20 protein-coding genes are annotated in these 18,332 nt (G+C 66.4%); 16 read left to right on the plus strand and 4 right to left on the minus strand.

The window, feature by feature from the left end:
- The first annotated feature begins 4 nt into the window (after positions 1 to 4).
- Genes fliK through AC1DIX_RS07065 form a run of 3 tightly spaced genes read left to right on the plus strand, consistent with a single transcriptional unit; the run spans position 5 to position 2,220 of the window.
- Positions 5 to 1,132: a flagellar hook-length control protein FliK gene (gene fliK / locus AC1DIX_RS07055; protein WP_477323127.1), complete on the plus strand. Its 1,128-nt coding sequence runs from the start codon at positions 5 to 7 to the stop codon at positions 1,130 to 1,132.
- Positions 1,116 to 1,478, plus strand: coding sequence for an EscU/YscU/HrcU family type III secretion system export apparatus switch protein (locus AC1DIX_RS07060; RefSeq protein ID WP_442122368.1), 363 nt, complete (start codon positions 1,116 to 1,118; stop codon positions 1,476 to 1,478). Before fliK ends, AC1DIX_RS07060 begins: the two co-directional genes overlap by 17 nt.
- A complete protein-coding gene (locus AC1DIX_RS07065) occupies positions 1,462 to 2,220 on the plus strand; it encodes a flagellar brake protein (RefSeq protein WP_477323129.1) in 759 nt (252 codons plus the stop codon). Before AC1DIX_RS07060 ends, AC1DIX_RS07065 begins: the two co-directional genes overlap by 17 nt.
- A gap of 211 nt (positions 2,221 to 2,431) precedes the next feature.
- On the opposite strand, the gene fliE is transcribed toward AC1DIX_RS07065, so the two are convergent.
- Complete coding sequence (fliE, locus tag AC1DIX_RS07070; RefSeq protein WP_477323131.1) at positions 2,432 to 2,848, minus strand: flagellar hook-basal body complex protein FliE; 417 nt, start codon at positions 2,846 to 2,848, stop codon at positions 2,432 to 2,434.
- Positions 2,849 to 3,011: 163 nt separating this feature from the next.
- Between fliE and fliF the strand changes: the two genes are divergently transcribed.
- From fliF to fliR, 13 genes are all read left to right on the plus strand, one after another.
- The gene (gene fliF / locus AC1DIX_RS07075; RefSeq protein WP_477323133.1) at positions 3,012 to 4,697 is read left to right on the plus strand and encodes a flagellar basal-body MS-ring/collar protein FliF; all 1,686 of its coding nucleotides are present in this window, start codon (positions 3,012 to 3,014) and stop codon (positions 4,695 to 4,697) included.
- Between the two features lie 3 nt (positions 4,698 to 4,700).
- On the plus strand, positions 4,701 to 5,705 hold the full coding sequence (fliG, locus tag AC1DIX_RS07080; RefSeq protein ID WP_477323135.1) for a flagellar motor switch protein FliG: 1,005 nt from the start codon (positions 4,701 to 4,703) through the stop codon (positions 5,703 to 5,705).
- Positions 5,705 to 6,445, plus strand: a complete 741-nt coding sequence (locus tag AC1DIX_RS07085; protein ID WP_477323137.1) for a flagellar assembly protein FliH — start codon at positions 5,705 to 5,707, stop codon at positions 6,443 to 6,445. Before fliG ends, AC1DIX_RS07085 begins: the two co-directional genes overlap by 1 nt.
- Positions 6,442 to 7,848 (plus strand): flagellar protein export ATPase FliI, encoded by a 1,407-nt coding sequence (gene fliI, locus AC1DIX_RS07090; RefSeq protein ID WP_477323139.1) that lies wholly within the window; start codon positions 6,442 to 6,444, stop codon positions 7,846 to 7,848. The genes AC1DIX_RS07085 and fliI overlap by 4 nt, the downstream gene beginning before the upstream one ends.
- A gap of 36 nt (positions 7,849 to 7,884) precedes the next feature.
- Positions 7,885 to 8,325, plus strand: a complete 441-nt coding sequence (fliJ, locus tag AC1DIX_RS07095; protein ID WP_477323141.1) for a flagellar export protein FliJ — start codon at positions 7,885 to 7,887, stop codon at positions 8,323 to 8,325.
- 11 nt (positions 8,326 to 8,336) lie between these two features.
- Positions 8,337 to 9,674, plus strand: coding sequence for a flagellar hook-length control protein FliK (locus tag AC1DIX_RS07100; protein WP_477323143.1), 1,338 nt, complete (start codon positions 8,337 to 8,339; stop codon positions 9,672 to 9,674).
- 127 nt (positions 9,675 to 9,801) lie between these two features.
- On the plus strand, positions 9,802 to 10,323 hold the full coding sequence (gene fliL, locus AC1DIX_RS07105; protein WP_477323145.1) for a flagellar basal body-associated protein FliL: 522 nt from the start codon (positions 9,802 to 9,804) through the stop codon (positions 10,321 to 10,323).
- 24 nt (positions 10,324 to 10,347) lie between these two features.
- Positions 10,348 to 11,331: a flagellar motor switch protein FliM gene (fliM, locus tag AC1DIX_RS07110; protein ID WP_442122358.1), complete on the plus strand. Its 984-nt coding sequence runs from the start codon at positions 10,348 to 10,350 to the stop codon at positions 11,329 to 11,331.
- A gap of 33 nt (positions 11,332 to 11,364) precedes the next feature.
- Positions 11,365 to 11,790: a flagellar motor switch protein FliN gene (gene fliN / locus AC1DIX_RS07115; protein WP_477323147.1), complete on the plus strand. Its 426-nt coding sequence runs from the start codon at positions 11,365 to 11,367 to the stop codon at positions 11,788 to 11,790.
- Positions 11,787 to 12,413 (plus strand): flagellar biosynthetic protein FliO, encoded by a 627-nt coding sequence (gene fliO, locus AC1DIX_RS07120; RefSeq protein WP_477323149.1) that lies wholly within the window; start codon positions 11,787 to 11,789, stop codon positions 12,411 to 12,413. The genes fliN and fliO overlap by 4 nt, the downstream gene beginning before the upstream one ends.
- A complete protein-coding gene (gene fliP / locus AC1DIX_RS07125) occupies positions 12,414 to 13,166 on the plus strand; it encodes a flagellar type III secretion system pore protein FliP (RefSeq protein ID WP_477323151.1) in 753 nt (250 codons plus the stop codon).
- A gap of 12 nt (positions 13,167 to 13,178) precedes the next feature.
- Positions 13,179 to 13,448, plus strand: a complete 270-nt coding sequence (fliQ, locus tag AC1DIX_RS07130) for a flagellar biosynthesis protein FliQ (protein ID WP_477323153.1) — start codon at positions 13,179 to 13,181, stop codon at positions 13,446 to 13,448.
- A complete protein-coding gene (gene fliR, locus AC1DIX_RS07135; RefSeq protein ID WP_477323155.1) occupies positions 13,445 to 14,284 on the plus strand; it encodes a flagellar biosynthetic protein FliR in 840 nt (279 codons plus the stop codon). The genes fliQ and fliR overlap by 4 nt, the downstream gene beginning before the upstream one ends.
- A 299-nt stretch (positions 14,285 to 14,583) precedes the next feature.
- Here fliR and AC1DIX_RS07140 read toward each other — a convergent pair whose 3' ends face one another.
- The 3 genes from AC1DIX_RS07140 to flgK are packed head-to-tail and all read right to left on the minus strand — an operon-like array spanning position 14,584 to position 18,315.
- Entirely contained in the window at positions 14,584 to 15,114 is a 531-nt protein-coding gene (locus AC1DIX_RS07140; RefSeq protein ID WP_442122352.1) for a PH domain-containing protein, read from the minus strand.
- A gap of 28 nt (positions 15,115 to 15,142) precedes the next feature.
- On the minus strand, positions 15,143 to 16,363 hold the full coding sequence (gene flgL / locus AC1DIX_RS07145) for a flagellar hook-associated protein FlgL (RefSeq protein WP_477323157.1): 1,221 nt from the start codon (positions 16,361 to 16,363) through the stop codon (positions 15,143 to 15,145).
- A 20-nt stretch (positions 16,364 to 16,383) separates the two neighbouring features.
- The gene (gene flgK / locus AC1DIX_RS07150; RefSeq protein WP_477323159.1) at positions 16,384 to 18,315 is read right to left on the minus strand and encodes a flagellar hook-associated protein FlgK; all 1,932 of its coding nucleotides are present in this window, start codon (positions 18,313 to 18,315) and stop codon (positions 16,384 to 16,386) included.
- Between the last annotated feature and the right edge of the window lie 17 nt (positions 18,316 to 18,332).

Here is an 18,332-nt window from a genome sequence, read left to right on the forward strand (position 1 = left end):
GGAAATGGCCACGCGCCTCACTTCCACCGGCGCGAATCCGGTCGGCCAGACCGTGCCGGTCGCCGGCATCGAGGCGACCGGCCAACCCCGCCAGCAGGCGAGCCAGCCCACGCTGGCCAGCCTGCTGGGCAAATCCTTGCAGGCCCAGGTGCTGGCGCGCTTGCCCGACGGCAGCTTCGTCGTGCGCATGAACGACCTGGCCGCACGCCTTTCCCTGCCGCCCGGCACCCAGCTCGGCACCCGGTTGCCGCTGACCCTGGTGGCGCTGACCCCGCGTCCCACCTTCCAGCTCCAGACCGGCCAGGGCAGCGCCTTTGCCGAAACCCGGCCCGCGCCTCCCGAGGGCGACTTCCGGCAGGCGCTGCCGCTGTCCTGGATCGGCGGCGGCGAAGCGGCGCCGGTCCGTGCCGCCGCCATGCTGGCCACCAGCCTGGCGGCGGCCAGGCTGCCCGAGGCGGGCGCCGATACCGAACATGCGTCGATCAGCGCCGCCGGCAAGCTGCTGGGCGAGGTGATCGCCGCGGCCCAGAAGGATGGCGCGGCGGCGGCAGTCGCCGGCCGCACGCCGCTGCTGACGGCGCCGAGCGCGGACGCCGCCCGGGTCGCGGCTGCGCTGCAGGAGGGGCTCGCGAAAAGCGGCCTGTTCTACGAGGCGCACGTCGCCGAGTGGGCACAGGGCGCGCGTCCGCTGGCCGACCTGGCCGCCGAACCGCAGGCGCGCGGCATGCCGCCGCCCTCGGATCCGGCCACCGCCCAGCTCATCAACCAGCAACTGAACGCCCACGAGCAGGCGCGCGTGGCCTGGCAGGGCCAATTGTGGCCGGGCCAGGAGCTGCGCTGGGAGATCGAGCGCGACGTGCCCGAACGCGAGCCGGGCCGGCATGACGGCGACGGCGACGGCGATGGCGCCCGCGGCAGCTGGCAAAGCAGCCTGCGGCTGCGCTTCGGACAGCTGGGCGAGGTCAAGGCGCAGGTCGTGCTGACCGGCGACCAGCTGCACATCCGCCTCGACGCGCCGGAATCGGCACGCGCCCTGCTGGAAGCCGGCAGCGGCCGCCTGGCCGACGCCCTGGCCGCCGCCGGCACGCCCCTGAACACCCTGGCGATCCACGGCGATGACGAGCGCCGATAACAGCCGCCGCCAGCATGCGGTGGCGCTGGCCTATGGCACCGGCGATCCGGCGCCGAAAGTGGTGGCCAAGGGCCAGGGCCTGGTCGCCGAACAGATCATCGAACGCGCGCGCGGCGCCGGCGTGTTCGTGCACGAGTCGAAGGAACTGGTGGCGCTGCTCATGGAAGTCGACCTCGACCGGCAGATTCCACCCCTTCTCTATCGCGCCATTGCCGAACTGTTGGCATGGCTTTATTATATTGAGTCAGCGCAAGCTACCGGCCAGGCCTTATCCCCGCCCCCGGACACGAAGCGACTCCTGCAACCAGAAGAATCACCGGTTGGAACAGATGCAAGCAATCACTGATGCCGAACTTGAAGCCTGGCACGACTATGAAGTGGAGTCGCGCAGGGAAATCGTCGCACTGCTGCGCCAGATCGCCGAAAAGAACCAGCTCGTCCGCGTGCTGATCCGGGGCGAGGCCGACGTCTGCGTCACCTCGATCCTCGACGTCGATCCGGACACCAATACCATGGTGCTCGACCGCCCGGTCAGCCGCGAGCAGAGCGAACGCATCGTCGCCGCCGGCACGGTGCGCTGCGAAACCTCGCTCGACAAGATCCGCATCCTGTTCGGCGCGGACGGCTTGCGCGAGATCAGCTACGACGGCGGCACCGCGGTGCGCGCCAACATCCCCGCCAGCCTGATCCGCCTGCAGCGCCGCGAGTTCTACCGGATGGCGACCCCGGTCAGCAATCCGGTGCGCGTGACCATCCGCCTGGCCGCCGAACTGGGCGGCAAGCTCGAGACCTTCCCGCTGGCCGACATCAGCTGCGGCGGCATCGCCATCCTCGACAACAAACAGGTGCTCGGCACCACCATCGGCGAAACCTACGTCGGCTGCCGCCTGGAGCTGCCGGACATCGGTCCGGTCATGACCTCGCTGCAGATCCGCAACTCGCTGGACCTGACCCTGCTGAACAACAAGACCAACCGCCGCCTCGGCTGCCAGTTCGTCGACATCTCCCGCGGCAACCTCGCCGCCGTGCAGCGCTACATCACCAAGCTCGAGCGCGAACGCAACGCCCGCCTGGCCGGCCTGGTCTGACCCGCTGAAATTCGGGGTCAGAGCACTTTTTGGCTGAAATTCGGGGTCAGAGCACTTTTTTGATCAATTTTGCTCCGTCAACAAAAAAGCCGCTGTTCCGGCGCCCCAGCGGGGGCGACGACAGCGGCCTGTTTTTTATTGCCGAAAGGGCATTGCGCAAAAAAGTGCTCTGACCCCGAATTTGTCCCAAAAAGTGCTCTGACCCCGAATTTTAGACTTGCATGTTCATGATGTCGTGATAGGCCGACACCAGCTTGTTGCGCACCTGCACGGTCGCCTGGAAGGTGATGCTGGCCTTCTGCATTGCGATCATCGTATCGGACAGGCTGACCGAATCGTCGCCGGCGGCGAACTTCTTGCCCATCTCGTCGGCCTGGTCCTGGGCCTTGCTGACATTGTCCAGCTGGGCTTTCAGCGCATCCGAAAAGCTGACCTTCGACGACGACTCGACGCCTTCCGCGCCGCCCGTCCTGCCCAGGCCGCCGATCCCGCCGATCCCGCCCACGCCGCCGGAAGCCAGCGCCGATGCCGCGGAGCCGGCCGAGGGCGTGGCCGGCCTGGTGGCTGCCGCCTTCAGTTGCGCCATCATCGCTTCGATACGGCTGCTGTCGATTCCGCCGATATTCATGTCCGCCTCTTGAAAACAGGTTCATTCAGGCTGTCAGAATATCAGCGCCCCAGCAATGCCTGCCTTTGAGCAGCACCGTAAACACCCCCCTTTTCCCGGTATTGGATGTTGCCGTACGGCTTCATAATGGCGTTCAACTACCCTACATCCCCGACCACCAACCATGGCAACAGCAGCGGAAACCCTCCTCGACGACGATCTCGGCGCCCAGGCCGAACCCAAGCCGAAGTATTGGGAAACCCCGATGGGCAAGAAAGTCGTCATCGGCGGCGCCATCGCGGCCGCCATGGCCGTCATCGCCGCGATCTGGCTATGGAGCTCGGCGCCCGACTACAAGGTGCTGTTCTCGAACTTCAGCGACCGCGACGGCGGCGCGATCACCGCGTCGCTCGACCAGATGGGGGTCAAGTACAAGTTTTCCGAAGGCGGCACCGCGATCCTGATCCCGGCCGAGCAGGTGCATAACGTGCGCCTGAAGCTGGCCGCCCAGGGCCTGCCGCGCGCCGGCAACGTCGGCTTCGAACTGCTCGAGAACCAGAAGCTGGGCACCTCGCAGTTCGTCGAGCAGGTCAATTACCAGCGCTCGCTGGAAGGCGAGCTGGCGAATTCGATCCAGTCGGTGTCGGCGGTGTCGTCGGCGCGCGTGCACCTGGCCCTGCCGAAGCCCTCCGTGTTCGTGCGCGACCAGCAGAAGCCCACCGCCTCGGTGCTGCTCAACCTGCAGCCGGGCCGCGCCCTCGACCAGGCCCAGGTCAGCGCCATCGTGCACCTGGTGGCATCGTCGGTGCCGGAACTGACCCCGTCCAACGTGACCGTGGTCGACCAGAACGGCACCCTGCTCTCCGACACCAGCGCCAAGAACGGCAAGCAGCTCGATCCGAACCAGCTGAAGTACGTCGACGCGCTGCAGCAGAACATCGTCAAGCAGGTCGAATCGATCATCGCCCCGATCGTCGGCCAGAACAATGTGCGCGCCGAGGCGACCGCCGAAGTGGACTTCGCCCAGGTCGACACCGCCGCCGAGCTGTACAAGCCGAATTCGCCGCCGGAACCGCAGGCGATCCGCAGCCAGCAGACCTCGGAGTCGACCGGTCCGGGCAGCCAGAACCCGTCCGGCATCCCGGGCGCGCTGTCGAACCAGCCGCCGGGCGTGGCCACCGCCCCGATCGACGGCGCCGCCCCAAGCGCCGGCCAGCAGACCAGCACCGCCCCAACCAGCAAGAACGCCACCACCAATTACGAAGTCGACAAGACCCTGCGCTTCGAGCAGAAGCCGATGGGCGGCATCAAGCGCCTGACCGTGGGCGTGGTGGTCAACTACCGCCGCAGCGTCGATCCGAAGACCGGCAAGGTCGTGATCAAGCCGCTCAGCGCCGCCGAAGTCGCCCAGATCAACGAACTGGTCAAGCAGGCGATGGGCTACAACCAGGCGCGCGGCGACACCCTGAACGTGGCCAACGCCCCGTTCGACGGCGTCGACAAGCCAATTGAGGTCGCCCCGGACTGGTGGAAGGACCCGAACAACCTGCCGATGGCGAAGGACGTCGCGAAGTGGATGTTCATCGCGCTGGTGCTGCTGTTCCTCTGGTACCGCATCCTGCGTCCGATCATGAAGCCGGTGATGAAGAAATTCGACCAGGCGGTCGAGATGCCGCCGGAGCCGGAACCGGAAGAACCGGAGCCGGATCCGGAACCGGACCACGATGAAATCGCACGCATTGCGCGCGAAGCGGAAGCACAGAAGCAGGTCATCGTCTACAAGAGCAACCTGGRGATGGCCAAGACCCTTGCGCAGAATGACCCGCGCATCGTGGCAAACGTGATCAAGGAATGGCTGGGCGCCGAATAAGACATGAGCGACAAAGACAAAGACAACGTCAACAAGGCGGCCATCCTGATGCTGGCCCTGGGCGAATCCGAAGCGGCCGAGGTCATGAAATTCCTCGGCCCGCGCGAAGTGCTCAAGCTGGGCGCGGCGATGGCGCAGATGAAGGCGGTGCAGCACGAGGAAGTGACCACCGTACTGGGCGAATTCCGCGAGCGCGTCGACCTGCAGTCGACCGTCGGCCTGGACTCGGACGAGTACATCCGCCAGGTGCTGACCAAGGCGCTCGGCGACGACAAGGCCGCCGTGCTGCTGAACCGCATCCTGGGCGGCAAGGACGCCTCCGGCATCGAAAGCCTGAAGTGGATGGACTCGCCCTCGGTGGCGGAGCTGATCCGCAACGAGCACCCGCAGATCATCGCCACCATCCTGGTCCACCTCGAGCGCGACCAGGCTTGCGAGATCCTGGCGTACTTCACCGACCGCCTGCGCAACGACGTGGTGCTGCGTATCGCGACCCTGGACGGCGTCCAGCCGGCCGCCCTGCGCGAGCTGAACGACGTGCTGACCAAGCTCCTGTCGGGCAACGAGAACATCAAGAAGTCCTCGCTGGGCGGCGTGCGCACCGCGGCCGAAATCCTGAACTTCATGAGCGGCGAGCAGGAAAGCTCGGTCATGGAGAACATCAAGAACTACGACAACGACATGGCCCAGAAGATCATGGACGAGATGTTCGTGTTCGATAACATCATCGACATCGACGACCGCGGCATCCAGCTGCTGCTGCGCGAAGTGCAGTCCGAGATGCTGATCATCGCACTGAAGGGCGCCTCGCAGGACCTGCGCGAGAAGGTTTTCAGGAACATGTCGCAGCGTGCGGCCGAGATGATGCGCGAAGACCTCGATTCGAAGGGACCGGTGCGCCTGTCCGAAGTGGAATCCCAGCAGAAGCAGATCCTGCAGATCGTCCGCCGCCTGGCCGACGAAGGCCAGATCGTCCTGGGCGGCAAGGGTGAGGACTCGTTCGTCTGATGGTGAACTCGAAAGACGTCCAGCCGATGTTCAAGCGCTGGGAAATGACCTCCTTCGGCGACGACCGCGCAAGCCGGGTCGCCGAACGCCAGGCGGCCGAAGCCGCCGCCGCGCAAGCCCAGGCCCAGGCACTGGCCGCCCAGCGCGCGATGGAAGCCGCGCCGCCCCCCATGGCGCCGGCAATCGGCGAAGAGGAACTCGAGGCGATCCGCGAAGCGGCGCGCCAGCAGGGTTATGCCGAAGGCCATGAAGCCGGCCTCGCCACCGGCCATGCCAGCGGCTACGAAGACGGCCTGGCCGAGGGCCGCGCCGAAGCCGCCGCCGAACTGAGCCACCTGCAGGGCATCGCCGCCGACTTCGGCAACGCTGTCACCCAGGCCGACGAAGCCATCGCCGCCGACGTGCTGGAACTGGCCCTGCACCTGGCGAAGAACATGGTGCGCACCGCCTTCGAAGTGCGCCCCGAACTGATCCTGCCGGTGGTGCGCGAAGCGGTCGACTACCTGCCGACCCTGCAGCAGCCTGCCCTGCTGGTCCTGCATCCGGAAGACGCCCTGATCGTCCGCGGCGGCATCGGCCACGAACTCGAAAAGACCGGCTGGCGCATCGTCGAAGACGCCCACGTCGCGCGCGGCGGCTGCCGCATCGACACCGCCAGCAACCAGATCGACGCCCAGATCGCCTCGCGCTGGCAGCGCCTGGCGCATGCGCTGGGCCGCAACGTGGAGTGGCTGGGATGAACGAAGCAGCGGGCCTCGACCGCCACACCGCGCGCTGGAAGGCCTACCTGAAGGACTGCGGCAATCTGCTCGATTTCGTCGAGCCGATGCAGGTCTCGGGCCGCGTCACCCGCGTGGCCGGCCTGGTGATGGAATGCGTCGGCCTGAAGCTGGCGGTGGGCAGCGCCTGCACCATTCCGGTCGCATCGGGCGCGCGCATCGAGGCCGAAGTGGTCGGCTTCGAGGGCGAGCGCCTGTTCCTGATGCCGCAATCCGACGTCGAAGGCGTGGTGCCCGGTTCGCGCGTGTTCCCGGTCGAGCCGAGCGTGCCGAAGCCCGGCAGCGTCGATCATCCGCGCCGCCGCCCGATGGACCGTGCGCGCCACCTGCCGGTGGGCTGGGGCCTGCTGGGCCGCGTGGTCGACGGCGCCGGCCGCCCGCTGGACGGCAAGGGCCCGCTCGACAGCACCGAGATGGGCCCGCTGAACGCGCGCCCGATCAACCCGCTGGAGCGCGCGCCGATCTCGGACACCCTGGACGTCGGCATCCGCGCCATCAATTCGATGCTCACCGTCGGCCGCGGCCAGCGTCTCGGCCTGTTCGCCGGTACCGGCGTCGGCAAATCGGTGCTGCTGGGGATGATCGCGCGCTACACCACCGCCGACGTGATCGTGGTCGGCCTGATCGGCGAACGGGGACGCGAGGTGAAGGAATTCATCGAGCAGATCCTGGGCGAGGAAGGCCTGGCCCGCTCCGTCGTGGTGGCGGCACCGGCCGACTCGCCGCCGCTGCTGCGCATGCAGGGCGCGTCCTACGCCACCGCCATCGCCGAGCACTTCCGCGACGAGGGCAAGAATGTCATGCTGATCATGGATTCGCTGACCCGCTACGCGCAGGCGCAACGCGAGATCGCGCTGGCGATCGGCGAGCCGCCGGCCACCAAGGGCTATCCGCCTTCGGTGTTCGCCAAGCTGCCGGTGCTGGTGGAACGCGCCGGCAACGGCCAGGAAGGCGGCGGCTCGATCACCGCCTTCTACACCGTGCTGTCCGAGGGCGACGACCAGCAGGACCCGATCGCCGACGCCGCGCGCGGTATCCTGGACGGCCACATCGTCCTGAACCGCAGGCTGGCCGAAGCCGGCCACTACCCGGCGATCGACATCGAACAGTCGATCTCGCGCGCGATGCACAACATCACGTCGCGCGAGCACCAGCAGGCGGCGCGCACGCTCAAGCAGCTGTACTCGCGCTACGAACGCTCGCGCGACCTGATCAGCGTGGGCGCCTACGTGGCCGGCAGCGATCCGGTGCTGGACAAGGCGATCGTCCTGCACGAGCGCATCGAGGCCTTCCTGTGCCAGGAAATCCACGACAACGCCAACATGCTGCAGAGTTTGGGGGAATTGACCTCTCTGTTCGGCTGATTGAGCGAAGGCCGCGGCCGATATACTTGACCTACCATGGCCAACACCTCCGCACTCCAGACCCTCGTCGACCTCGCACAGCGCGATTCGGACAAGCATGCCAAGCGCCTGGGGGTGGCACTGAAGGCGGTCGAGGAAGCCGAACAGAAGCTGCAGATGCTGCTGGGTTACCGCCAGGATTACGCGGACCGCCTGGACCAGGCCCAGATGAACGGGATCACGCCTTTCGCCTACGCGAATTTCGTGGCCTTCCTGGGCAAGCTGGACAACGCGATCAACGGCCAGCGCGAAGTGATCAAGCATGCCGAATACAAGGCCGATACCGAACGCAAGGCCTTGCAGGAGAGCGAACGCAAACGCCTCTCCTACCGCACCCTGAACGAACGCGCGGCGGCCCAGGCGCTGGCGATCGAGACCAGGCGCGACCAGAAGATGATGGACGACTTCGCGGCCCGCACCGCACGCATGAAACGCTGAACGAGACAACGATGCAGACCAATTCCCTTCCGATCCAGCTGAACACCAACGCCCAGGCGCCGGCCCAGCGCAACGGCGCTTCCGCCGGCAGCGACGGCGCCCAGTTCAGCTCCATGCTGTCGAACGAGATGGAACTGCGCCAGCCGGCGCCGAGCCCCGCGCCCGCGCCCGCGCCCGCCCCGAAGACGGCGGCGCCGAAGCCCAATGCCGCCGACAAGCCGGCCCAGCCCGACGGCGGCGCCGGCACGCAGGAAGCCTCGAAACCGGAGGAAGCCGCGCAGCCGGCCGACGCCGACAAGACCGTCGAAGCCAGGGACAGCGACGATGCGGACAGCCAGGATGGCAAGGACGATGCGCAATCGGGCCAGGCCGGCGATCCGGCCAGCGCCATGCTGGCCCTGATGGCAAGCCTGCAGCAGCCGAAGGATGCGAAAGCCCTGCCCGCCACCGACGCCGCGGCCAAGGCCTACGACGCCCTGGGCGGCGCTGCCGGCAAGGGCAAGCGCGTCGACGCCGCCCAGCTGGCCGCCTTGCAGGCGGCGATGAAGTCAGTGTCGAAGGACGGCGCCGGCATTGCCACCACCGCCGGTAAAGCCTTCTCCGACACCGCGGCACTGCGCAACCCGGCCCTGGCCGCCGCCGGCGCCGCCCTCGGCGCGGACGACAAGAGCGCGGCTGTGGATGCGGGGGGCAAGCTGGGCGCCGACCTGCGCGCGGCCCTGGCGGCCACCGCCGGCAAAGGCCAGGCCGAGCCGCAAATCGATACCGCGGAACTCAGCCTGCTGCAGGCGCGCGAGACCGCCGCCGCCCGCGAACCGGCGGCCGCCGTGGCCGCGCTGGCCCAGGCCCAGCCGGCCGTGATGGAAGCCGTGCAGGCCGCCGCCGGCGCCGCCGAAGGACTGAGCGCACGGGTCGGCACCGATGCCTGGGAAAACCAGGTCGGCCAGAAGGTCGTCTACATGGTCGGCAGCGAAGAGCAGACCGCTTCGCTGACCTTGAACCCGCCGGACCTCGGTCCGCTGCAGGTGGTGCTGTCGGTAACCAACGACCAGGCCAGCGTGACCTTCTCCGCGAACCAGGAAGAAGTGCGCCAGGCCCTCGAGAACGCCCTTCCCCGCCTGCGCGAAATGATGAGCGAGAGCGGTATCGCGCTGGGCAGCGCCACCGTCAACGCCGGCATGCCGGACAGCGGCCAGGCCCAGCAGCAGGCGGCGCGCAATAGCGGCGGCTTCGGCGGCAATGGCCGCGGCCGCGGCGACAGCAGCAGCGGAACCGAGGATGCGAGCGCCCGTCCAGTCACCCGCACCGCAACGCTCGGCAATCGCGGCATGGTCGACACGTTCGCCTAAGAAACAACAAGATAGCCCCCGATCTCCCCTCTTTTCAATCATTGCTCCTGCTCACTTTTTCCCGATAATGACATAATGACGGGACGAACCACAGCGGGACCGAGGTATCTTGAAAGCGAATCCAAAAATGAAAGCTGATCCGAAAGCGGATGCAGCGGCGGCGCCGGCAGCGGGCGGCAAGAGCAAGCTCTTCATCATGATCGGCGCGGCCGTGCTCGTGTTGGGCCTGGGCGGCGGCGGCGGCTGGTACTTCCTGCACGGCAGCGGCGGCGCCGAAGCGGCCGAGCCGGCCAAGAAGGACCACGGCAGCAAGAAGAAGGGCAAGAAGGAAGCGCCACCGGAATACCTGGCGATCGAGCCCTTCACCGTGAACCTGCAGCCGGAAAACGGCGACCAGTACCTGCGCGTGGCGTTCACGCTGCAGGTCGACGGCGCCGAGCAGGCCGAGCTCATCAAGGCGAACATGGCCAAGGTGCGCAGCCGCGTGCTGCTGCTCCTGTCCGGCAAGAAGGCGTCCGAGATCAACACGGTCGAAGGCAAGCAGCAACTGGCCGGCGAAATCCTGGCCGCGGTCAAGACACCCTTCGAGTCGCATGGCGAGGACCAGGATGTCTCGGACGTCCTGTTCACCGAGTTTATTATCCAATGAGCATTCAGTAAGACTTGATAGAGCATGGCCGATAATTTTCTCTCACAGGAAGAAGTCGATGCCCTCCTAAAGGGGGTCAACGGCGATCAGGACGATGTCGCGGCTCCTGAAGACACCTCGGGAGTCCGCACCTATAACCTGGCAACGCAGGAGCGGATCGTCCGCGGCCGCATGCCGACGCTCGAGATCATCAACGAGCGTTTCGCCAGGTATCTGCGGGTCGGCCTGTTCAACTTTTTGCGCCGCAGCGCCGAAGTGTCCGTCGGCTCGGTGCGGGTCTCGAAGTACAGCGAATTCATCCGCAACCTGGTGGTGCCGACCAACCTGAACCTGATCCACATGAAGCCACTGCGCGGCACCGCGCTGATGGTCTTCGATCCGGGCCTGGTGTTCCTGCTGGTCGACAACCTGTTCGGCGGCGACGGCCGTTTCCACACCCGTGTGGAAGGCCGCGACTTTACCCAGACCGAGCAGCGCATCATCATGCGCATCCTCGACATCGTGTTCGAGGCCTATGCGAAGTCCTGGGAACCGGTGTACCCGATCGAATTCGAGTACATCCGTTCGGAGATGAACACGCAGTTCGCGAACATCGCCACCCCGAACGAAGTCGTGGTATCGTGCACCTTCACCATCGAGCTCGGTTCGGTGTCGGGCCAGATCCACTTCTGCATGCCGTATTCGATGGTCGAACCGATCCGCGATGCGCTGACGTCCAGCATCCAGGGCGAGGCCCTCGAAGTGGACAAGCGCTGGATCCGCCTGCTGACGCAGCAGATCCAGGTGGCGGAAGTGGACCTGGTGGCCGTGCTCGGCCACGGCAAGGCGAACTTCGACGAAATCCTGAACATGAAGGTCGGCGACGTGATCCCGATCTCGGTGCCCGAAACCATCCAGGCGACCGTCGACGGCGTGCCGGTGATGGACTGCACCTATGGCGTATCGAACGGGCAGTACGCCCTGAAAGTCGAAAGACTGATCGCCAACAGCGAAACCTTCAACAAATAACACGTAGTACGTAATACGACCCGGAGAATGTCCATGTCCGACACCCAAGACGACCAAAGCAGCCTCGACGACGATTGGGGCGCCGCGATCGCCGAACAGGCGGCCGCTGAAGCCGCTGCGCTCGCCAGCCAGCAGCAGGCGGCCAGCGCCGCCGTGTTCCAGGACTTTTCGAACAAGGGCCTGCGCCCGGATACGCCGAACGATATCGACTTCATTCTCGATATCCCGGTACAGTTGACGGTCGAGCTGGGACGCACCAAGATCGCCATCAAGAACCTGCTGCAGCTCGCGCAGGGTTCGGTGGTGGAACTGGACGGCCTGGCCGGCGAGCCGATGGACGTGCTCGTGAACGGCTGCCTGATCGCCCAGGGCGAGGTGGTGGTCGTGAACGACAAGTTCGGTATCCGGCTCACCGACATCATCACGCCATCGGAACGTATCCGCAAACTGAATAAATGACGACAAGCGCGCGCCTGCTGACCATCCTCACTCTCTTGCTGCCGCTGACTTGCGGGGCGCAGACCGCGGCCGCCCAGCAGCACGCCGCGGACAACACGCAGGCTCCAGCAGCCGGCGCCCCGGCCACGGAGCCACCGGCCGTCCCTGCCCCGGCAGCCAACGCGCCGGTCATGAACCCGTCCAGCCCGGGCGCGCCCGAGACCACCGTCGGCGGCGGCGCCGCCAACCGCGGCGCCCCCGCGGTCGCCCCGGTCCAGATGCCTTCCGGCTCGGCCACCGGCAGCCTGCTGCAGACCCTGTTCGCCCTGATCGCGGTGCTGGCCGTGCTCGCCGCCCTCGCCTGGTTCCTGAAGCGCTACGGTCCGAAAGCCGGCGCCGGCAGCGCCAACCTGCGCGTGGTCGGTGCCCTCAACCTCGGCGGACGCGAGCGCGTGCTGGTGGTCGAAGTCGGCAACCAGTGGATCGTGGTGGGCGCCTCGCCCGGCCGTATCAACGCCCTGGCGACGATGCCGAAACAGGAGGACGCCGAGATGAGCGGAAGCGGTGCCACGCTGGCGCCACATTCGCAACCAGCGAACAACTTCGCCGACTGGCTGAAGCAGACCATTGACAAACGTAAGTAAATGCGTAAACAGACTTTCCTGCTGGCGGCCGGCCTGATGGCCCTGTCGCTCGCCGCAGCCACGGCCGCCATCGCGGCGCCCGCCATCCCCGCCTTCACCACCAGCCCCGCGCCGGGCGGCGGCACCGCCTACTCGCTGCCGGTCCAGACCCTGCTCCTGATGACGGCGCTGACCTTCATCCCGGCGGCCCTGCTGATGATGACGAGTTTTACCCGCATCATCATCGTGCTGTCGCTGCTGCGCCAGGCGCTCGGCACCCAGACCGCGCCGCCCAACCAGGTGATGGTCGGCCTGGCCCTGTTCCTGACCCTGTTCGTGATGGGCCCGACCTTCGATCGGATCTACACCGAGGCCTATGTGCCGCTGCAGGAGAACCGGATCCAGATGGGCGAGGCGATGGACAAGGCCGCCGCGCCGCTGAAGGGCTTCATGCTGAAACAGACCCGCCAGTCGGACCTGGCGCTGTTCGTGAAGATCTCGCGCACGCCGGCGCTGCAGGGTCCGGACGACGTGCCGCTGCGGGTCCTGATCCCGGCCTTCATCACGAGCGAGCTGAAGACGGCTTTCCAGATCGGCTTCGCGATCTTCATCCCCTTCCTCATCATCGACATGGTGGTCGCCTCGGTGCTGATGTCGATGGGTATGATGATGATGTCGCCGGCGGTGATCTCGCTGCCGTTCAAGCTGATGCTGTTCGTGCTGGTCGACGGCTGGCAGCTGCTGCTGGGTTCCCTGTCCCAGAGCTTCAATTAAGGATTGCAGAGAATGACTCCGGAAAGCGTCATCGCGATGGGCCGCACGGCCATGGAAGTCACCCTGATGGTGGCGGCGCCGCTGCTGCTGGTGTCCCTGATCATCGGCCTGGTGGTCAGCATCTTCCAGGCCGCGACCCAGATCAACGAACAGACACTGTCCTTCATCCCCAAGCTGGTCGGCGTGTTCGTCGCCCTGGTGCTGGCCGGCCCGTGGATGCTGACCGTGATGACGGACTATATGCGCACCGTGTTCACGGGCATTCCGGGCATGATCGGTTGATCTCGTTTACGACCACCGAGCTGTACGCGTGGATCGGGGGCCTGCTGTGGCCCCTGACGCGCATTCTCGGCCTGGTGGCGGCCGCGCCGGTCTTCGGCAATACCGGCGTGCCCTCCCTGGTCAAGCTGACCCTGGGCGTGCTGCTGGCGGCGATCGTCGCGCCGACCATTCCCGCCATCCCCGCCGTCGACCCGACCTCCTGGGCCGGCATCCTGATCGCCGGCCAGGAAATGCTGATCGGCATGGCGATGGGCTTTTCGATGCGGCTCGTGTTCGCCGCCATCGAATTCGGCGGCGAACTCGCCAGCTCCACGATGGGATTTTCCTTCGCCAGCTTCTTCGACCCCAACTCGGCCGGCCGCTCCTCGGCGGTCAGCCAGTTCATGGCGCTGGTCGCGACCATGGCCTTCCTGGCCATGAACGCCCATCTGGTGCTGGTGGAGGTACTGGTCGAAAGCTTCTTCACGCTGCCGATCTCGGGCACCCCGATGTCGCTCGCCGCGCCGCTCGAGATGGCGCGCTGGGGCGGCCGCATCTTTTCGGCGGGGCTGCAGCTCACGCTGCCGATCGTGGCGGCCCTCCTGATCACCAACGTCGCGCTGGCGATCCTGACCCGCGCCGCGCCGCAGCTGAACCTGTTCGGCATCGGCTTCCCGGTCACGCTGGGCGCCGGCCTGCTGGTGCTGAGCCTGACCCTTCCCTACCTGAACACGCCGCTGCAGAACCTGTTCAACCAGGGCATCGAGGCGAGCCGCCGGATCCCGCGCATCGGCGCGGAAAGGCCGGCGCAGCCGCGGCCGGCCGCGCCGCCGGCGGCGATCGTGCCGGCGTCCTGAAACAGGACGCCCGGCCGGACAGCGCTATGCCGCGGCCTTTCATGATTCGGTCAGGCGACCTTATTCGCAGCCATATCCCAACCACCGATGGTCGAGCCGCCACCATTGGAAGCCACCCTCGCCCTGGCTGCCTTACCGGCTCAGGCCGCTTCAGGAAAGCGCTACGAGCAGGCAGTCAGCGGCCAATGGCGCCTCACGGCAGCGCTGGATGGCGCCGACGTCGCGTCTCTGGACGAGAAGGAATCACATCGGCTGGTCGGTCGGGTAGTAAGCATCCGGAGAGAGTCGGTGAAAGCGCGTTACTGCCTGGCGCGCAGCAGCTCCGCAATCTCGCCCAGCTTAGCCTCGATCGAGCGCAGCACGACCAGCTGTTCGTCGCCCTCGCTTTTCTGCTGCGGCGCATGGCGCAAGGCTTCGCGCGCCTGCAGAATCCTGGCGCGGAAGGCCTGGGCGTCGATGATGCCGGTCAGGCGCATGTCCGAGGCCTGGCCGGCGCTGTGTCCGGCGGTTTCGAATTTCAGGGTGCTGAGGTTGAAGTGGCGCAGGATTGGTCCTTCGATGAAGGTCACGTCCTGGATGTTCTCCAGCGGGATGGTCTTTTCGGTGGTGACCAGGATGCCCTTCCGGTAGCGCAGGCTGCGCTCGCCCAGCTGGCATTCGAGCTTGTCGAAATAATGCTGGGCCCACCAGCGGCCGACGCCCAGGAACCAGGCGATCGCCAGCGGAATGCCGACGATGGTCAGCATCATCGTGACGCCGATCTGCATCACCAGGAAGGGCTTGATGAGCGGGTTGAATCTTGCGCGGATGGTGATCGGTTCGATGGTCATCGCTCAAGTATCTGCCAGCCGGCTCCGCTCAGCTGATGTAGTTGAACAGCGACAGGCCCGACATCGTCTTGAAGGACATCTGCGCCGCCTGCAGCGTCTGCTGCTGCTGGGTGAACAGCGAGATCGCCTTGGCCATGTCGAGGTCCTGCAGGCCGCTCAGCGTGGTCTGGTACTGGATGTCCAGGTCCTGGCCGCTGCTGTCGAGGTAGTCGAGTTCCTTCAGGCGCGAACCGACCGAGGCGCGGACCGAGAGGATGTTGTCCAGCGCCTGCCCCAGGTTGGCGCCCGCCATCGTCACGCCATTGCTCATCAGCGCCTTGCCGGCCGGGGTGTCGGTCGGCGTGCGCAGCGCCCCGATCAGGTTGGTCAGGGTGGTGAACAGGGACTGCCTGGAACTCGGCTGCACGTTCATCGAATCGCCGTCGGCCGGCGCACCGTCGATCTTCATCGACATGCCGCCGAAGGTGATCGGCTGGCCGGCCGTATAGGTGCCGGTCGACACGGCGGTGTTGGAGCTTGCGTCGGTCACGGTGTAGGTCGTCACCGCCGGCGAGCCCGTCACCTGGAATTTCAGGCTGTAGTTATGCCCGGTCAGCTGCGAGCTGTCCGTCACGGAGTATGTGCTGGCCACGGCGCTGCCCTGGTTGGCGCTGCCCGGGCTCACCTGGAAGGTGCCGTTCCCGGTCGGGATGTTCTCGAACACGTTGCTGCCGGTCTCGCTGATGGCCATGTTGCGGATCGCCCCCACCTTCAGCACGCGCTGGCCCTGGTCGCCCTGGTAGGTGGCGCCGGTCGAGGTCTGCACGAAAGGCATGGTGGTGGTCTGGTAGCCCGAGAACAGGTAGGCGCCGGTACCGTCGGCCTTGTTGGCCACGCCCAGCAGGTCGGTCATGCGCGCCTCCAGCTCGGTCGCCAGCATGCCGCGTTCGGTATCGCTCAGCGTGCCGTTGCCGGCCTGGACCGTCAGCGTCTGCACGTCTTCCAGCAGGTTGGTGGCGTCGTCGAGCGCGTTCTCGACCAGCGACAGTGAGGTCTTGGCATTGGTGCGGTTGGTGCCGTACTGGCTGTTCATCGACTGCGACTGCGTCACCTCGAGCGCGCGCGCCGAGGCGATCGGGTCGTCCGCCGCGGTCAGGACGCGGCGGTTGCTGGACAGCTGCTGCTGCGTCTTGGCCATCTGGGCCTGCAGCGTATTGAGCTTGGTCGTTCCCGCCGCGAAGATGGCGCTCGTACTGATCCGTAAAGCCATGGTTTGCTCCGCTTATTTATTTAATGACCGATCTGCAACAGCGCGTTGAAGATGGTATCGGCCACCTGCATCACCTTGCCGCAAGCCTGGTAGGCCTGCTGGTACTTCAGCAGGTTGGCCGCTTCTTCGTCGAGGTTCACGCCCGAGACGTTGTTGGCCGCGCCCTGCGCCTGTTCGAGCTGGGTCGCGGCGGCTTCGGCGTTGACCTGGACCTCGCGGGTCTTGTTGCCGATCGCGCTGACGATGTGGGCATAGGACGACTGGTAGGTCGCGGTGCCGCCGTCGAGGATGGTCTTCGACTGCAGGTCGCCCAGCAGGCTGGCGTTGCGGGTGTCGCCCGGACCGGTATTGCGCTGGATGGTGAAGGTGTCGCCGTCCTTCGGCAGCCCCGTCAGCGTAAAGCTGATGCCGGCCACGGTATAGGTGGCGCCGTCCTTGAACGGGACCGGGTCGCCGGCGGCGATCTCGGTCTGGGTGCCGCCGACCATCATCGTCACCTTCTGGCCCGCGGGCAGGCCGCTCAGGTTACCGCCCGAGTAAGTGAGGTTCACCGGACCGGTGAGCGGCGATGCGAGGTAATCCTTGGTGACCGTGCCGGCGCTGATCTTGGCGGTGCCGTTGTTCGTCAGCGGAATGCTGGTCGAGATCGGGGAGCCGGCCGCGACCTGGGACTGGTCGGTCAGCGCCAGCTTGAAGTTGGCGGCGCCGTTGATGGTCGGGCGCACCAGGAAGTTGTCGCCGGCGGCGGCGCTGCCGCTGATCGAGAACGACAGGCCGTCGATGACCTGCGGGTCGCCCTTGATCTCGGTGGCCGTGTTGTCCGACAGGCGGTACACCATGTACTTGGCGCCGTCGTACTGGACCTTGTAGTCGCTGGTGGTGAGCTGGGTGGCGTCGACGACCGTGGCGCTGACCTTGGTGGTGCTGGTCTGGTTGTTGTTGACGTTCTTGGTGACCTCGGCCGGCGACACCGTGAAGAAGTCGCCGCCCGGATTGCCGTTGGCGTCCACGCCCAGGTGGTGCTGGTCGTTGAAGGTCTGGGCCAGGCTCAGGGCGATGCGGCCCAGCGAATTCTGCGCCAGGTCCAGCGACTGGCTGCGGAACTCCAGCACGCCGCCCAGTTCGCCACCGGCCAGGGCGCTCTCCGGAATCGGCRACACCTTGGAATTGGTGACGTAGGCGACCGTCATCCGGGTCTGGTCGGTGGCGGAGCCGACCGCCGCCAGCTGGAAGGCGCTCGAGCCGACCACCAGCGGCTGGCCGTTACCGATCGATACCGTCAGGCTGTTGTTATCGCCCGGAATGACGGTCGCCTTGACCTGCTTGTTCAGCTCCATGACCAGCTGGTCGCGCTGGTCCAGCAGGTCGTTCGGCAGGTTCAGGTTGTCGCCCGCAGCGAGCTTGCCGATCTGGTCGTTCAGCTTGGCGATCTGGCCGGCATAGCTGTTGATGAGGTTGACGCTCGAGGTGACCTGGGTGTTGACGCCCTTGCGGATCTCTTCGAGGCGCTGGTTCATGCTCTGGAAGCGGGCCGCCAGCGTGTCGGCGGAACTCAGCAGCGCGCCGCGCGAGGGCACGCCGGCATGGTCGCCGGTCAGGTTCTGGACCGACGAAAAGAAATCCTGCAGCGCCGGCGACAGGCCGGCCGTGGAATCGGACAGCAGGTTGTCGATCTGGGTCACCTGCGCCTGGTAGGCTTCGAGTCCGCTGTTGGCCGCCTGCGCGGTACGCACCTGGGCGTTCAGGAACTCGTCCGAATAGCGCTTGACCTGGGCGATCTGGGTGCCGGTGCCGTAAAAGCCATTGCTGCCCCCCATCGAAATCGACGTTTCCTGCACCACCACCTGGCGGCTGTAGCCTGCCACGTTGGCGTTGGTGATGTTGTGGCCGGTCGTCGTCAACGCCGCCTGGGCGGCGTACAGACCGGACTTGCCGATGCTGAGGAGGGACATGTGCTCTTCTTCCTGTG

It is taken from the genome of Massilia sp. 05N420, assembly GCF_056397205.1.

Coding starts and splice junctions, on each gene's coding strand:
- fliQ (WP_477323153.1), top strand. CDS start 13,179: ATGACTCCGGAAAGCGTCATCGCGATGGGCCGCACGGCCATGGAAGTC.
- flgL (WP_477323157.1), bottom strand. CDS start 16,363: ATGGCTTTACGGATCAGTACGAGCGCCATCTTCGCGGCGGGAACGACC.
- fliO (WP_477323149.1), top strand. CDS start 11,787: ATGACGACAAGCGCGCGCCTGCTGACCATCCTCACTCTCTTGCTGCCG.
- fliE (WP_477323131.1), bottom strand. CDS start 2,848: ATGAATATCGGCGGAATCGACAGCAGCCGTATCGAAGCGATGATGGCG.
- AC1DIX_RS07100 (WP_477323143.1), top strand. CDS start 8,337: ATGCAGACCAATTCCCTTCCGATCCAGCTGAACACCAACGCCCAGGCG.
- fliN (WP_477323147.1), top strand. CDS start 11,365: ATGTCCGACACCCAAGACGACCAAAGCAGCCTCGACGACGATTGGGGC.
- fliP (WP_477323151.1), top strand. CDS start 12,414: ATGCGTAAACAGACTTTCCTGCTGGCGGCCGGCCTGATGGCCCTGTCG.
- fliK (WP_477323127.1), top strand. CDS start 5: ATGGCCACGCGCCTCACTTCCACCGGCGCGAATCCGGTCGGCCAGACC.
- AC1DIX_RS07140 (WP_442122352.1), bottom strand. CDS start 15,114: ATGACCATCGAACCGATCACCATCCGCGCAAGATTCAACCCGCTCATC.
- AC1DIX_RS07065 (WP_477323129.1), top strand. CDS start 1,462: ATGCAAGCAATCACTGATGCCGAACTTGAAGCCTGGCACGACTATGAA.
- AC1DIX_RS07060 (WP_442122368.1), top strand. CDS start 1,116: ATGACGAGCGCCGATAACAGCCGCCGCCAGCATGCGGTGGCGCTGGCC.
- fliI (WP_477323139.1), top strand. CDS start 6,442: ATGAACGAAGCAGCGGGCCTCGACCGCCACACCGCGCGCTGGAAGGCC.
- fliJ (WP_477323141.1), top strand. CDS start 7,885: ATGGCCAACACCTCCGCACTCCAGACCCTCGTCGACCTCGCACAGCGC.
- AC1DIX_RS07085 (WP_477323137.1), top strand. CDS start 5,705: ATGGTGAACTCGAAAGACGTCCAGCCGATGTTCAAGCGCTGGGAAATG.
- fliG (WP_477323135.1), top strand. CDS start 4,701: ATGAGCGACAAAGACAAAGACAACGTCAACAAGGCGGCCATCCTGATG.
- fliM (WP_442122358.1), top strand. CDS start 10,348: ATGGCCGATAATTTTCTCTCACAGGAAGAAGTCGATGCCCTCCTAAAG.
- fliL (WP_477323145.1), top strand. CDS start 9,802: ATGAAAGCTGATCCGAAAGCGGATGCAGCGGCGGCGCCGGCAGCGGGC.